Source organism: Embleya sp. NPDC020886, assembly GCF_044333915.1.
GTDB lineage: Bacteria > Actinomycetota > Actinomycetes > Streptomycetales > Streptomycetaceae > Embleya.
The window spans coordinates 38994-53152 of sequence record NZ_JBIRRX010000017.1; the positions used below are offsets into that span (position 1 = coordinate 38994).

A 14159-nucleotide genomic window follows, 5' to 3' on the forward strand; every position below is an offset into this window, starting at 1 on the left:
GGGATCGTCATGCCATCGGAAAGACTTCGAATGCGGCTGCGAATCGGGTGCCCAGACGCGCGCCGGCCGCCCGGCCCATGCCCTCCAGGAACTCCCCCGCGTCCGCCATCTGCCCCTGGCCCAGCCCGGCCAGGTAGGCCGCGTGCGCCTCCAGCGAGGCGACGCCGAGGGCGAAGTCCTCGGTGGTGTCCACCGCGTGCCCGGACTGCGGCGAGCCGCCCGCCCACACCGCGCGCACCCCGCCCCACGGCTCGTGCCCCTCGGCGAGCAGGTCGCGGAAGACCCAGCGGTTGCCCGCGTCGCGCACCGCGTCCACGACCGCGCGGCCGACCGCGATGTGGTCGGCCTGGTTGAGCATGACGCCGCCCCAGGTGTCCCGGAAGTTCCCGGTGATCACGATCTCGGGCCGGTGCCGGCGGACCACCCGGGACAGGTCGCGGCGCAGCGGCAGGCCGTACTCCAGCACGCCGTCCGGGTAGCCGAGGAACTCGACCGTGTCCACCCCCACGATCCGGGCCGACTCGATCTGTTCGGCCTCGCGCAGCGGGCGACACTCGTCCGGATCGAGTCCGTCGATGCCGGCTTCGCCGCTGGTGACCATGACGTAGGTGATCTTCTTGCCCTGCCGGGTCCACCGGGCGATCGCGGCTGCGGCGCCGTATTCGAGGTCGTCCGGGTGCGCGACGATGGCGACGGCGCGCTCCCAGTCCTCGGGCAGCGGCTCGTACGGTTCGGGCCGGGGCTCGGTGGTCATCGCATGGTCCTTCCCAAGTGGCCGCACGGGCCGGTGCTACGCGGACGTCGTCATCCTCGCAGCGGCCGATAGGATTCGTATCCTCATGAGCGCCACGATCGTCGTCAAAGACCTTGCCGCCGGACACGGAGACCGTGTCCTGTTCTCCGGATTGGACCTGGTGATCGCCCCGGGCGATGTGGTGGGCCTGGTCGGGGTGAACGGCGCGGGCAAGTCCACCCTGTTGAGGTTGCTCGCCGGCCTGGCCGAACCGGAGGCGGGGTCGATCCAGGCCAGCCCGCCGACCGCGTCGGTGGGCCATCTGCCGCAGGAGCCGGAGCGCCGGCCGGGCGAGACGGTCCGGGCGTTCCTGGCCCGGCGTACCGGCGTCGCCGCCGCGCAGGTCGCGCTCGACTCGGCGACCGAGGGCCTGGTCGAGGGCCGCGCGGGCGCCGACGACGAGTACAGCGTCGCGTTGGATCGCTGGCTGGACCTGGGCGGCGCGGATCTGGAGGAGCGGGCCGAGGAGGTCGCCGCCGATCTGGGTCTGGCGGTGGACCTGGATCGCGAGATGACCGCGTTGTCGGGTGGTCAGGCCGCGCGCGCGGGGCTGATGTCGCTGCTGCTGAGCCGGTACGACGTGTTCCTGCTCGACGAGCCGACCAACGACCTGGACCTGGACGGTCTGGACCGGTTGGAGAAGTTCGTCACCGGGTTGCGGGCGGGCACCGTGGTGATCAGTCACGACCGCGAGTTCCTGGCTCGCACGGTGGACCGGGTGGTCGAGCTGGATCTGGTCCAGCAGCAGATCCGCAGTTACGGCGGCGGCTACGACGCGTATCTGACCGAGCGCGAGGTGGCCCGCCGGCATGCGCGCGAGGAGTTCGACGAGTACGCCGACAAGCGCGGCGACCTGGAGGCCCGTGCCCGGATGCAGCGCGGGTGGATGGACAAGGGCACCCGCAACGCCCGCCGCAAGTCCACCGACAACGACAAGATCAGCCGCAAGACCCGATCCGAGGCGAGCGAGAAGCAGGCGTCCAAGGCGCGCCAGACCGAGCGCATGATCGAGCGCCTGGAGGTGGTCGAGGAGCCGCGCAAGGAGTGGGAGCTGCGGATGGAGATCGCCGCCGCTCCTCGGGCGGGCGCCGTGGTGGCCACCCTCGGCGGTGCGGTGGTCGAGCGCGGCGGCTTCACGCTGGGCCCGGTGACGTTGCAGATCGACTGGGCCGATCGGGTCGCGATCACCGGCGCGAACGGCGCGGGCAAGTCCACCCTGCTGGCGGCGTTGCTCGGGCGGGCCGAGTTGACGGCCGGTCGCAGTGCGCTGGGTCCGGGTGTCGTGGTCGGCGAGGTGGACCAGGCGCGTGGGCTGTTCCTGGGCGACCGGCCGCTGCTGGAGGCGTTCTGCGCGGTGGTCCCGGACCTGGCGCCGGCCGATGTGCGCACGCTGCTGGCCAAGTTCGGGCTCAAGGCGGCGCATGTGCTGCGTCCGGCGGCGACGCTGTCCCCGGGTGAGCGCACCCGGGCGGCGCTGGCGCTGCTCCAGGCCGAGGGAGTCAACCTGTTGGTGCTGGACGAGCCGACGAACCACCTGGATCTGCCCGCGATCGAGCAGTTGGAATCCGCGCTGGAGTCCTACGAGGGCACGTTGCTGCTGGTCACCCACGACCGGCGGATGCTGGAGGCGGTGCGCACCACCCGGCGCATCCGAGTCGCGGACGGCCGGGTCACCGAGGTCTGATCCGTCGTTAGAATCCGAGGCCATGAACGAACTGCCGCCGGGTGCGAACCAATCCCTGCCGGGCGGCGTGGTGCACGTACGCGTGCCCGGTCCGTTCGATCTCTCCGCGTTGATCACGGGTGAGGACGGACAGGTGTCCGGCGACGCGGACTTCGTCTTCTTCAACCAGCTCGTCGCACCCGGGGTGCGCCTGGGCGGGGACACCGTCACGGTGGACCCGGCCGGCCTGCGGGCGGGCGCCACGCGCGTGACGGTGGTGATCAGTCCCGCCGACACCACGCACACCCTGGGCGAGTTGCCGCCGCCGGCGATGACGCTCACCGGCGCGGGCGGCACGCTGTTGGCCCGGTTCACCCCGCCTCGGCCGCGCACCGAGACGGTGCTGTTGTTGGTCGAGATCTACCGCCGGGGCGCGGGCTGGAAGGTACGCGCGCTGGGGCAGGGCTACGCGGACGGGCTGGCCGGGATCGCGCGCGACTTCGGCGTCGACGTCGAGGAGGAGACACAAACCCCGTCGGGTCTCTCCGACTTCCAGCGCGGGGTGGTCGAGCTGACCAATGTCGAACGTGCCCGGCACGGCCTGCGCGCGCTGGCTCCGCAGCCACAACTGACCGCGTGCGCTCAGGCGTTCAGTGCGGACATGATCAGCCGGGCGTTCTTCTCGCACACCGATCCGGACGGCCGCGAGCCGTGGGACCGGGCGATCGCGGCGGGCTACCTGTACAGCCGGATAGGGGAGAACATCGCCTGCGGCCAGCAGAGCCCGGCCGAGGTGGTGCAGGGCTGGATGGACAGTCCCGGCCATCGCAAGAACATCCTCACCCCGGAGTTCACCGAGATCGGTGTCGGGTATGTCACGGGCGGCACCTACGGCACCTCGTGGACCCAGGTCTTCGGCACCCCGCGCTGACGCCCCGGAGCCGGTGTCGGCGATCGGCTCGATTGGCCCGAATGGGTACAAAGAAGAAGCCGGCGCCGGCACCGACCGGAGCGTTGCCGTTCGGGTACGGGCAGCGCGCCACTCGTGCGCACCGAACCGGCAACCGGGTGCGAGGGGCCTCGATGACGGTGCGTCATACTCGGGTGTTCGAGGCGAGGGAGATCACGTGCAGCTTGAGTTGGATCCGCCTTACGGCGTAGGGCCGATCAAGATCGGCATGTCCATGGACGAGGCAGAGGCGGCTCTGCGCGAACTCGGAGGAGATCTGTCGGGACGCACTCGTGGGTTCGCCCACTTCGGTGCGGACCTCTCGATTCATGTGGTGAGCGACAAGGACGGACTGGTCGAGGCGATCGAGGTCCATCGGTCCGAGGACGACTTCGCCGACACGGTGTTGTGTCTGGGCGTCGACGTCTTCGGCACGCCGGCCGTCGACGTCACCCGACTGCTCGGTGAACTGACACCCGTGCGAGTGGAGACCGAGGGCGCGTCGCTGGTGGCCCCGGAACTGCTGGTGGCCCTGTGGCAACCGTTCGTGCCCGGACACGGCAACAACAACGGCGTGGTCGGCGAGGGCCTCTACTTCCGCACCGCGCTGGTGGCCGGCCCCGGCTACTACGACAAAAGCGGCGAATACCGGGCTGTTCAGACCGGCTGATCCGTCTCGGCCGATCCGTCTCGGGTGACCCGGATCCGGTAACCCGGATCGGGTGACCCGAGACGAGGGGTCGGCACCGAACGATCCGGCCGTCCGAGCCCGCGGCCGGTATCGAAGGCGGACCACGGCCGGGCCGGGGGCCACGGCGGAGTCGCACGCGGCCGCCGTGGCCTTTGTCCGGCCGCCACGGGCACCATCGCGAGCACCTCGCGCGCACGAGCCGCGAGGACGGCTCGGAGGCCGCCTGCGGGCCACCGGTGGCCGTCCCGGAGGGACCGTCCCGGAGTGATCCGCTGCGGACGGTCCGCGGGCCCGGCCCCGTCCGGCGGATCCCGACCGGGCTCGGCTCCTGGCGCGCGGGTGGGCCCGGCTCGCGGTGGACGGGCTCTTCGACATCGCCGCGCCCGTGCCCGCGCCGTCCACGAACTCCCGTCCCGACGGGGCTCGCGCGACAGCGCGTCACCGGAACGCGGGGACGACCGGGGTGGCGTCGGACCCGATGCGGTGGGCACACCCGTGACGGCCGAGCCGGCCGCGGCACTGCCCGCCGAAAGGGTGCAACGGCGGTGTTGTTCCACGATCTGCCCGCGAAGGACGACAACGACGACATGGGGCGACCTCGCGGTCGCCCCTCGGTTCCTCGTCCTCGGCAATATGCCGGCTCCCGCAAGTTGCGGGAGCCGGCATCGAGTCAGCGCGCCGTCATGATTCGCCCGCTTACCTCGCCGAATCCGATACGAGTGCCGTTCGGGCCGGGAGCGGTAGCGGTGATCGTGACCTCGTCGCCGTCCTCCAGATAGGTCCGGGTGGACCCGTCCGGGAGCTTGAGGGGGTTCTCGCCGTTCCAGGTGATCTCGATCAGCGCGCCGCGCTGACCGACCTCGGGGCCGCTGACCGTGCCGGAGGCGAACAGGTCGCCCGGGCGCAGCGCCGCGCCGTTGACGGTCAGGTGGGCGAGCTGCTGCGCCGCGGTCCAGTACATCGCCGCGAACGGCGGCCGGGAGATCAGGTGGCCGTTGAGCCGGACCTCCAGGGCCAGGTCCAGGCCCCAGGGTTCGCCGCCGCGGTCGTCCAGGTACGGCAGTGGCTCGACGTCGCGCGCGGGGGGTGCCACGCGTGCGACGCCGAGAGCTTCGAGGGGGACGATCCACGGCGACACCGAGGTGGCGAAGGACTTGCCCAGGAACGGGCCCAGCGGGACGTACTCCCAGGCCTGGATGTCCCGGGCGGACCAGTCGTTGACCAGACACACGCCGAACACGTGCTCGGCGAAGTCGCCCAGGCCGACCGGGGTGCCGAGTTCGGAGCCGGCGCCGACCACGAAGCCGACCTCGGCCTCGATGTCCAGTCGCCGGGTGGGTCCGAACGAGGGCGCCGCGTCGGCGGGCGCCTTGCGCTGGCCGCTGGGCCGCACGATCGGCGTGTGCGAGACGACCACGGTGCCGGCGCGGCCGTGGTAGCCGATGGGCAGGTGCTTCCAGTTCGGCGTCAGCGGCTCGGAGCCGGGTCGGAAAATGCGGCCGAGGTTGCTCGCGTGGTGCTCGGAGGCGTAGAAGTCGACGTAGTCCGCGACCTCGAACGGCAGTCGGAGCACCACCTCCTGACGCGGGATCAGGTGCGGCTCGACACTCGCCCGCAGACTCGGGTCGGTCAGCCAGGTGGTGAGCGAGGCGCGCACCTCGCTCCAGGTCGCCCGGCCGGCCGCCATCAGCCCGGTCAGGCTCGGCGCGTCCAGCACGTCGGCCGGTGCGCCCACCGCGTGCGCCGCCGCGCCGGCGTCCAGCACGAAGTCGCCGATCGCCACCCCCACCCGCGGCCGATCCGGCTCGTGGTCGGTGGTGAACACGCCGTAGGGCAGGTTGTCGATGCCGTACCCCGTGTCGGTCGGCAGCGGGACCCAGGTGGTGGGCATGGCGTGCGGCTCCTCGATCGGATCAGTCGCGGTGGTGCGGGGGTTCGCCGAGCAGACCCAGGGTGAGCGCGTCCTGGAGCGGCTCGGCGACGCTGCAGGTGCCGTAGGAGGTCAGGTAGCCGCGCAGGCGGGTGCGCTCGGTCAGGGTCAGGTCGTGCGTCATCCGGGTGAGTTCCGCGCTGTCGCGGATCGCGAGTACGTCCGCGAGCGCGTCGGATTCGGCGCCGGCGACGGCGTGGTGGGTGGCGAGCAGCAGGTTGAGGTAACCGTGGTGCTCGAAACCCGTGGTCGGGTCGGTGTGCCGCACGGCGTTGTGCAGCCCGGCCGTGACCTTGAACGGCAGTTCGCGGATCCGGCACGCGTGCACGAACGCGGCCAGCTCGGCCTCGTCCGGGAACGCGTGCGCGGCGGTCCCGCCGGTGCGGAACTTGGGCCGCCCGTACGTGCCGGCGAGATTGTCCAGGTCTGCGTCGAGGCCCGCGCCTTTGAGGACCTCGACGTAGCCCGCCGTCATCTCCGGCAGGTGTTCGTGCAGCGCCGCGACCGCCTTGCCGATCTCGCCGTCGCCGGCGACCTCGATGCCCTCCAGGATCAACCCGGGGGTGTTCAGGATGGTGCGTACGGCCGGCCCCACGGTGGCGGGGCCGCCGGGAGCCACGAGCACCACGCGCAGCGGCGCGTCGGGATCGGCCAGTTCGACCAGGTCGGGCACGTGCGCCGCGCCGACCAGGAAGTTGCGCACGAACGGGGCGAACCACTCGGTGCGGTAGAGCCGGTGCGCGGGCACCGCCTCGGCCATCGGGGCGTTGCCGGGCGGGAACAGCGCGGCGTCGTCCCACAGTCCGGTGAACAGCGACCGATGCAGCGTGTCGAGGGCGTCGGTGGAGGTGCTCACGATCGCGGCGCCTTCCCGGCCCAGGTCCAGGCGTAACCGGGATCCTCGCTCGCGAAGCCGCCCTCGCCGACGCCCAGTGGCCGGAAGGTGTCCACCATGACCGCCAGTTCGTCGAAGAACTCGATGCCGATGCTGCGCTCGTAGGCCCCGGGCTGCGGCCCGTGCGCGTGCCCGCCCGGGTGCAGCGAGATCGAGCCCTGGCCGATGCCGGATCCCTTGCGGGCCTCGTAGTTGCCGCCGCAGTAGAACATGACCTCGTCCGAGTCCACGTTCGAGTGGTAGTACGGCACCGGGATCGACAGCGGGTGGTAGTCCACCTTGCGCGGCACGAAGTTGCAGATCACGAACCCCTCCCCCTCGAACACCTGGTGCGCGGGCGGCGGTTGGTGGATCCGGCCGGTGATCGGCTCGAAGTCGGAGATGTTGAACACGTACGGGTACAGGCACCCGTCCCAGCCGACCACGTCGAACGGGTGGGTGGGGTAGACGTAGCGGGTGCCGGCGACCTCGCCGCCCAGGCCGCGGTGCTTGACCAGCACCTCGACATCGGTGCCCTCGGCCAGCAGCGGCTGGACCGGCCCGCACAGGTCGCGCTCGCAGAACGGCGCGTGTTCGAGCAGTTGGCCGAACCGGGAGAGGTAGCGCTTGGCCGGCGCGATGTGCGAGTTCGCCTCGATGCAGTACGCGCGCAGCGGCTCGTCGGTGCCGGGCACCCACCGGTGGGTGGTGGCGCGCGGCAGGATCACGTAGTCGCCGGCGCCGACGGTGAGTGCGCCGAACACGGTCTCCACCGTCCCGGTGCCGGACTCGATGTAGACGCATTCGTCGCCGAGCGCGTTGCGGTACAGCGGGGAGGGGCTGCCCGCGACCACGTAGGCGATCCGTACGTCCCCGTTGCCCAGCACCAGTCGGCGGCCGGTGACCGCGTCGACCGCCTTCCACTCGTTGTCCGCGAACAGCTCGTGCAGCTTGAGGTGGCGCGGCTTGAGCGGGTGGTTGGCGGCGATGCTCTGGTCGGGGACCTCCCACACGCTCGCGTCGGCGATGGCCGAGGGGATCGCGCGGTGGTAGAGCAGGGAGGAGTCGGAGGTGAAGCCCTCCTCGCCCATCAGCTCCTCGTAGTACAGGCCGCCGTCGGGGCGGCGGTGCTGGGTATGCCGCTTCGGCGGCACCTCGCCCACGCTGCGGTAGTACGCCATGACTGCCCGACTCCTCCGTCCGCTCCCGTGCCCTGCTCTCCCGGCGCTGCCGGTGGGTTCCCCCGACCGGCCTAGAGGTTGCCGCGCCGTTCCTGCTCGCGCTCGATGGCCTGGAACAGCGCCTTGAAGTTCCCCTTGCCGAAGCCGAGCGAACCGTGCCGCTCGATCAGCTCGAAGAACACGGTCGGCCGGTCCTGGACGGGCTTGGTGAAGATCTGCAGCAGGTAGCCGTCCTCGTCGCGGTCGACCAGGATCTTCAGTTCGCGCAACGTCTCGACCGGTACCCGGGTCTCGCCGGCCCACTCCCCGAGCGTGTCGTAGTAGCTGTCCGGGGTGGCCAGGAACTCGACGCCCATCTCGGCCATCGCGCGCACCGAGGCCACGATGTCGCCGGTGGCCAGCGCGATGTGCTGCACGCCGGGGCCGCCGTAGAACTCCAGGTACTCGTCGATCTGCGACTTCTTGCGGCTGACCGCGGGCTCGTTGAGCGGGAACTTCACCCGGTGGTTGCCGCTGGTGACCACCTTGGACATGAGCGCGGAGTACTCGGTGGCGATGTCGTCGCCGATGAACTCCTTCATGTTGGTGAAGCCCATGACGCGGTTGTAGAAGGAGACCCACTCGTCCATGCGGCCCAGTTCGACGTTGCCCACACAGTGGTCGATCGCCTGGAAGTAGCGCTTGGGGTGGTCGGCCGGCTTGCCGCGGAACAGCGGGTCGGCGGCGACGAAGCCGGGCAGGAACGGGCCCTTGTAGCCGGACCGGTCCACCAGCGTGTGTCGGGTCTGGCCGTAGGTGGCCAGCTCGGCGGTACGCACCGTGCCGTGCTCGTCGCTCTCGTCGTGCGGCTCCACCAGGATGGTCGCGCCGTTCTCCCGGGCGTAGGCGATCGCCTTGTCGACGTCCGGCACCTCGATCGCGAGGTCGGAGACGCCGTCACCGTGGGCGGCGGTCGCGACGCCGACCTCGGTGCCGGCGTGAACCTCGCCGGTGATCCGGAAACGCGCCTTGCCGGACACCAGTACGTACTCGGCGACGTCGCGCGACCCCGTTTCGGGCCCGCGGTAGGCGACACAGGTCATGCCGAATGCCGTCGAGTAGTAGTGCGCGGCCTGTTTGGCGTTGCCGACGAAGAAACGAACATGGTCCATCGCGACGACCGGGAAGGGGTCTCCCGCCGGGTCGTGCTCGACGGCGCCGACGAGGGCGTCGGTGTCTTCAAGGGTGGTGAAGGTGCTCATGACGCGCGATCCCCTCGGAAAGGAACGGATGCCGGAAGTACACTTCCGGATACAACATCTGACAACATCAAACTCGGGAGCTGTACAAAATGCCTAGCTGAGGCGGCCATATGCGGGATGATCTTCAGGATTCGCGTAGCACGCTCGACGAATTGGACGTGCGTCTCATCCGGGCGGGCCGGCAACACCCCCGGGCCGGCATGTTGGAGTTGTCCCGGGTGATCGGGGTCTCCCGCGCCACCGTCCAGGCCCGCCTGGAGCGGATGGAGGCGGCCGGAGTGATCACCGGCTACGGCCCCGAGGTCGATCTGGTCGCCGCCGGATACCCGGTTCTGGCCTTCGTAACACTGGAGATCGCCCAGGGCGGCCTGTCCGGCGTGGCCACCGCGCTGAGCGCGGTCCCCCAGGTGCTGGAGGCCTACGGCACCACCGGCATCGGCGACGTGCACTGCCGCATCGCCGCCACCTCGAACCAGGACCTGCAACAAATCCTGATCGACATCAACCGCATCCCCGAGGTGGTCCGCTCCACGAGCGTGATCGTCCTGTCCGAGGTCGTCCCGATGCGCACCCTCCCCTTGCTGGAGGCCCGAGAACGCCGCCGCCCCAGCCGCGTCCCGGCCCTGCGGGAGAACGCCGCTCGGCCGGACGCGGCGAGCTGATCCGACCGGGGCGGGGCCGGCGGGCGATCGGACCCGGCCCGGACCGGCCAGGCCAGGCTTGGGCCCGGCAGGGCGAACCGACCCGATCGGGTTCGGGTCCGGCGCGCTCTGCGGCCGGGGTCCGGCGCGCTCCACACCACCGGGCACGTTCTCGGTGGGCGAAGCGTCTTCATGCACGTCCAGCCGCCACCCGTGCCCGGCGCCTTTCGTGCGCGAGAGCCGATCCCGCCGCACCGCGCTCGACCCACCCGCGCTCGCCGGCGTACCCCGCCTGCACCGTCGCTCTCCCCGCGTTCGCCGGCGTCCTCCCGTGGGAGCCCGTCCGGTCCGCCACACCGCGCGCGACCCGCCCGCTCCGAGCCGCGCCCGGCGCCTCGCGCCTCGCGCCTCGCGCCTCGCGCCTCGCGCCTCGCCGAGCGTCGCCCGTCCGCGTGCGAGCCGGTCCCGCCGCACACGGCACTCGACCCACCCGCCACCGCGCTCCCCGCGCAAGTCGGTCCCGCCACACCGCACGCGACCCGCCCGGACCGACCCCCGCCCCGCGCCGCCGACGCCCCCGGCCGCCCCGTGCCCGAGCGGAAACCGGAGGCGCCCCGGTGGGGCAGGGCGACAGGGGGTTCGGTGGGGCGGGAGAATGGCGGGGGCAGGCTTGGTGATGAGGTGGATCGGGACGTGACGATGTCGGTGTCTGGGCAGCAGGGTTCGGAGCAGGGTGCGCCGCGGGATGTGCATCGGCTGATCGCCGAGGAGCTCGGGGTTCGGGAGGGGCAGGTCAGAGCCGCGGTCGAGTTGCTCGACGGTGGGGCGACCGTGCCGTTCATCGCCCGGTACCGCAAGGAGGTGACCGGGACTCTGGACGACACGCAGTTGCGCAATCTGGAGGAGCGGCTGCGCTACCTGCGGGAGCTGGAGGAGCGCCGCACCGCCGTGCTCGCCGCGATCGAGGCGCAGGGCAAGTTGGACGACCCGCTGCGGGCACAGATCCTGGCGGCCGATTCCAAGGCTCGGTTGGAGGACATCTACCTCCCGTACAAGACGAAGCGGCGAACCAAGGCGCAGATCGCCCGCGAGGCCGGTCTGGAACCGCTCGCGCTCGGGCTGTTGGGCGACCCCTCGCGCGAGCCGGCCGCCGCGGCCGAGGCGTTCGTGGACGCGGACAAGGGCGTCGCCGACGCCCAGGCGGCGTTGGACGGCGCGCGTTCGATCCTGGTCGAGCGGTTCGCCGAGGACGCCGACCTGATCGGCGCGCTGCGCGAGCGGATGTGGACGCGCGGCCGGGTCGTGGCCAAGGTACGCGACGGCAAGGAGGAGGCCGGCGCCAAGTTCGCCGACTACTTCGACTTCGCCGAGCCGTTCACCCGGCTTCCCTCGCACCGGATCCTGGCCATGTTCCGCGGCGAGAAGGAGGATGTCCTCGACCTCACCCTCGCCCCCTCGGCGGACGAGGAGGTCGACGGCCCGACCGAGTACGAGCGCTCGATCGCGCACACGTTCGGCATCGTCAACCGGGACCGGCCGGCCGACAAGTGGCTCGCGGACACCGTGCGCTGGGCGTGGCGTACCCGGATCCTGGTGCATTTGGGCATCGACCTGCGCGGTCGGCTGCGGCAGGACGCCGAGGACGAGGCGGTCCGGGTGTTCGCCGCCAACCTGCGCGATCTGCTGCTCGCGGCGCCGGCCGGCACCCGCGCCACGATGGGCCTGGACCCGGGGCTGCGTACCGGGGTCAAGGTCGCGGTGACCGACGACACCGGCAAGGTGGTCGCCACCGAGACGATCTATCCGCACGAGCCGCGTCGCCGCTGGGACGAGTCGATCGCCACGCTCGCGAAGCTGGCCGCCGCGCACCGGGTGGACCTGGTCGCCATCGGCAACGGCACCGCGTCCCGCGAGACCGACAAACTGACCGCCGAACTGATCGCCAAGCACCCCGAGTTGGGCCTGACCAAGGTGATGGTGTCCGAGGCCGGCGCCTCGGTGTACAGCGCCTCGGCCTTCGCCTCGCAGGAACTCCCGGACCTGGACGTGTCGTTGCGCGGCGCGGTCTCGATCGCCCGCCGACTCCAGGACCCACTGGCCGAGTTGGTCAAGATCGACCCGAAGTCGATCGGCGTCGGCCAGTACCAACACGACCTGTCCGAGCTGAAGTTGTCCCGGTCGCTGGACGCGGTGGTCGAGGACTGCGTGAACGCGGTCGGCGTGGACGTCAACACCGCGTCCGCACCGCTGCTCACCCGGGTATCCGGAATCGGCGCGACGCTGGCCGAGAACATCGTGCAACACCGGGACGCCAATGGCCCGTTCAAGACCCGGCGCGATCTGAAGAACGTCGCGCGGCTGGGCCCGAAGGCGTTCGAGCAGGCGGCGGGCTTCCTCCGGATTCCGGCCGGCGACGACCCGCTGGACTCCTCCTCCGTGCACCCGGAGGCGTATCCCGTGGTGCGCAAGATCGCCGCGGCGGCGGGCGGTGACCTCCGCACCCTGATCGGCGCGGCGCCCCGGCTGCGCGCGCTGGACCCGAAGGCGTTCACCGACGAGAAGTTCGGCCTGCCGACGGTGACCGACATCCTGCGCGAGTTGGAAAAGCCGGGCCGCGACCCGCGGCCGGCGTTCAAGACGGCGACCTTCAAGGAGGGCGTCGAGAAGTTGTCCGACCTGCAACCCGGGATGCTCCTGGAGGGCGTGGTCACCAACGTGGCCGCGTTCGGCGCGTTCGTGGACGTCGGCGTGCACCAGGACGGCCTCGTGCACGTCTCGGCGATGTCGAAGACGTTCGTGAGCGACCCGCACGACGTCGTCAAGTCGGGCGACGTGGTCCGGGTCAAGGTGCTCGACGTGGACATCCCGCGCAAGCGGATCTCGCTGACGCTGCGGCTGGAGGACGAGGCGGAGCAGCGCGGGGCGCGCGGGGATCGCGGCGACCGGGCCGATCGCGGTGACCGCGGCCCTCGGCCGGAGCGCGGGGCGCGCGAGGGTCGGCCGCAGGGTGACGGGCGACGGGGCGACGGCCGCCAGGGCGGCAACGGCGGGGGCGGCCGGGGCCAAGGCCAGGGCGGCAACACGGGTGCGAGTGGCGGGGGTCAGGGACGACGTGCCGCCGCACCCCCGAAGCAGACCAGGGGTCCGCAGGGGCCGGCCGGGGGCGGCGGCGCAATCGCGGACGCCCTCCGGCGGGCCGGATTGGTGGAGTGAGGCCGGTGATCGCCCTCTCGTGAGGGCGGGTGGGGGCGCGGGTGGCCCGGCGGGTCCATGGAGCGACCGGGCACCCGAGCACTCCGCACCCCCACCTTCGGGCGACCGCCACCACCGAGCGCCCGTTCAGCTCGCCTGCGCCCGGGGGGCCAGCGCCTTCAGGACCGTCGTGTGGGTGACGCCGTACTCGGCGAGCAGGTCCGCGACCAGGCCCGGGCCGGCCGTCAGTGCGAGCAGGATGTGTTCGTCGCCGATGTGCCGCTGACCGCGCTCGATCGTCTCGCGCAACGACTGCTCCAGCACCCTCTTGGCGCCGGGCGTGAACGGCACGTGCCCGGTCCGACCGCCGCCGAACGGCCACAGTCGCCGGGTCCGCCGCGCCGGCACCAACGCACCCTCGCCGTGCGTCTGTTCGACGCGCGCGACGATCTCGCCCACGTCGATCCCGAGGTCGGCGAGCGCCGCCTCGTCGGCCTGCGAGACGCCGCCGCGCCGCCGGGCCCGGGCCAGCCCGCGCTCGATCTCGTCCCGACCGGCCACGAAGCCGAGCGCGGCGAGCGCGACCGAGGTCCGCGTACCCTCCGCGTCCAACAGCGCCGCAAGCATGTGCTCCTCCTCCACGCAGGCGTCGCCGGCCTGCCGCGAGTGCTCGATCGCCCCGTACACGACGCCGCGGGCACTGTCCGTGAACCTCTCGAACATCAGTTCCTCCCGTGCTTCTTGTGCACTGCCTGCCGGCTCACCCCGAGCTCCGCGGCGATCTCCTGCCACGACCAGCCCTGCACACGCGCGCTGCGCACCTGCACGGCCTCGAGCTGTTCGAGCAGCCGGCGCAGCGCGGCCACGGCCCGTAGGCCCACTCGTGGATCGCGATCCCCCGCACGACTGGCGAGGTCGGTTGCTTCGGTCATATCCGTCAACCTACGTTGACATTCCGCACCTGTCAACCACGATTGACACCCACGTCGCCGGAAAGGCCGCCG

The 14159-nt window shown here is 71.7% G+C and carries 12 protein-coding genes; 5 read left to right on the forward strand and 7 right to left on the reverse strand.

Features of this window, described 5'->3' with window-relative positions:
• Nucleotides 1-7: 7 nt before the first annotated feature.
• Nucleotides 8-754 (reverse strand): PIG-L deacetylase family protein, encoded by a 747-nt coding sequence (locus ACH4U8_RS38505; RefSeq protein WP_395782808.1) that lies wholly within the window; start codon nucleotides 752-754, stop codon nucleotides 8-10.
• Between the two features lie 85 nt (nucleotides 755-839).
• Between ACH4U8_RS38505 and ACH4U8_RS38510 the strand changes: the two genes are divergently transcribed.
• The 3 genes from ACH4U8_RS38510 to ACH4U8_RS38520 all read left to right on the forward strand — a co-directional run bounded on the left by ACH4U8_RS38510 (nucleotide 840) and on the right by ACH4U8_RS38520 (nucleotide 4075).
• On the forward strand, nucleotides 840-2477 hold the full coding sequence (locus tag ACH4U8_RS38510) for an ABC-F family ATP-binding cassette domain-containing protein (protein ID WP_395782809.1): 1638 nt from the start codon (nucleotides 840-842) through the stop codon (nucleotides 2475-2477).
• Nucleotides 2478-2499: 22 nt separating this feature from the next.
• Nucleotides 2500-3387 (forward strand): CAP domain-containing protein, encoded by an 888-nt coding sequence (locus tag ACH4U8_RS38515; protein WP_360309661.1) that lies wholly within the window; start codon nucleotides 2500-2502, stop codon nucleotides 3385-3387.
• A 196-nt stretch (nucleotides 3388-3583) separates the two neighbouring features.
• Nucleotides 3584-4075 carry a hypothetical protein gene (locus ACH4U8_RS38520; RefSeq protein WP_360309663.1) on the forward strand — a complete coding sequence of 164 codons (492 nt, stop codon included), beginning with the start codon at nucleotides 3584-3586 and terminating at the stop codon, nucleotides 4073-4075.
• 691 nt (nucleotides 4076-4766) lie between these two features.
• Here ACH4U8_RS38520 and fahA read toward each other — a convergent pair.
• From fahA to hppD, 4 genes are all read right to left on the reverse strand, one after another.
• A complete protein-coding gene (gene fahA, locus ACH4U8_RS38525) occupies nucleotides 4767-5987 on the reverse strand; it encodes a fumarylacetoacetase (protein ID WP_360309665.1) in 1221 nt (406 codons plus the stop codon).
• A gap of 22 nt (nucleotides 5988-6009) precedes the next feature.
• A complete protein-coding gene (locus ACH4U8_RS38530; protein WP_360309667.1) occupies nucleotides 6010-6882 on the reverse strand; it encodes a hypothetical protein in 873 nt (290 codons plus the stop codon).
• Complete coding sequence (locus tag ACH4U8_RS38535) at nucleotides 6879-8081, reverse strand: homogentisate 1,2-dioxygenase (RefSeq protein WP_395782810.1); 1203 nt, start codon at nucleotides 8079-8081, stop codon at nucleotides 6879-6881. The genes ACH4U8_RS38530 and ACH4U8_RS38535 overlap by 4 nt, the downstream gene beginning before the upstream one ends.
• A gap of 71 nt (nucleotides 8082-8152) precedes the next feature.
• Nucleotides 8153-9232: a 4-hydroxyphenylpyruvate dioxygenase gene (hppD, locus tag ACH4U8_RS38540; protein ID WP_360309862.1), complete on the reverse strand. Its 1080-nt coding sequence runs from the start codon at nucleotides 9230-9232 to the stop codon at nucleotides 8153-8155.
• A gap of 242 nt (nucleotides 9233-9474) precedes the next feature.
• Here hppD and ACH4U8_RS38545 point away from each other — a divergent pair, with 242 nt between their 5' ends.
• Nucleotides 9475-9984, forward strand: a complete 510-nt coding sequence (locus tag ACH4U8_RS38545; RefSeq protein ID WP_380018114.1) for an Lrp/AsnC family transcriptional regulator — start codon at nucleotides 9475-9477, stop codon at nucleotides 9982-9984.
• Nucleotides 9985-10662: 678 nt separating this feature from the next.
• Complete coding sequence (locus ACH4U8_RS38550; protein WP_395782811.1) at nucleotides 10663-13176, forward strand: Tex family protein; 2514 nt, start codon at nucleotides 10663-10665, stop codon at nucleotides 13174-13176.
• 126 nt (nucleotides 13177-13302) lie between these two features.
• Here ACH4U8_RS38550 and ACH4U8_RS38555 read toward each other — a convergent pair whose 3' ends face one another.
• Together ACH4U8_RS38555 and ACH4U8_RS38560 are read right to left on the reverse strand one after the other, a co-directional pair.
• On the reverse strand, nucleotides 13303-13878 hold the full coding sequence (locus ACH4U8_RS38555) for a Clp protease N-terminal domain-containing protein (RefSeq protein ID WP_360309675.1): 576 nt from the start codon (nucleotides 13876-13878) through the stop codon (nucleotides 13303-13305).
• The gene (locus tag ACH4U8_RS38560; RefSeq protein ID WP_026218136.1) at nucleotides 13878-14087 is read right to left on the reverse strand and encodes a helix-turn-helix domain-containing protein; all 210 of its coding nucleotides are present in this window, start codon (nucleotides 14085-14087) and stop codon (nucleotides 13878-13880) included. Before ACH4U8_RS38560 ends, ACH4U8_RS38555 begins: the two co-directional genes overlap by 1 nt.
• Between the last annotated feature and the right edge of the window lie 72 nt (nucleotides 14088-14159).

What these genes read in the sequence shown, in the direction of transcription:
- ACH4U8_RS38560 (WP_026218136.1), bottom strand. Translation starts at nt 14,087, where the DNA reads ATGACCGAAGCAACCGACCTCGCCAGTCGTGCGGGGGATCGCGATCCA.
- ACH4U8_RS38515 (WP_360309661.1), top strand. Translation starts at nt 2,500, where the DNA reads ATGAACGAACTGCCGCCGGGTGCGAACCAATCCCTGCCGGGCGGCGTG.
- ACH4U8_RS38550 (WP_395782811.1), top strand. Translation starts at nt 10,663, where the DNA reads ATGTCGGTGTCTGGGCAGCAGGGTTCGGAGCAGGGTGCGCCGCGGGAT.
- fahA (WP_360309665.1), bottom strand. Translation starts at nt 5,987, where the DNA reads ATGCCCACCACCTGGGTCCCGCTGCCGACCGACACGGGGTACGGCATC.
- ACH4U8_RS38505 (WP_395782808.1), bottom strand. Translation starts at nt 754, where the DNA reads ATGACCACCGAGCCCCGGCCCGAACCGTACGAGCCGCTGCCCGAGGAC.
- hppD (WP_360309862.1), bottom strand. Translation starts at nt 9,232, where the DNA reads ATGGACCATGTTCGTTTCTTCGTCGGCAACGCCAAACAGGCCGCGCAC.
- ACH4U8_RS38555 (WP_360309675.1), bottom strand. Translation starts at nt 13,878, where the DNA reads ATGTTCGAGAGGTTCACGGACAGTGCCCGCGGCGTCGTGTACGGGGCG.
- ACH4U8_RS38535 (WP_395782810.1), bottom strand. Translation starts at nt 8,081, where the DNA reads ATGGCGTACTACCGCAGCGTGGGCGAGGTGCCGCCGAAGCGGCATACC.
- ACH4U8_RS38510 (WP_395782809.1), top strand. Translation starts at nt 840, where the DNA reads ATGAGCGCCACGATCGTCGTCAAAGACCTTGCCGCCGGACACGGAGAC.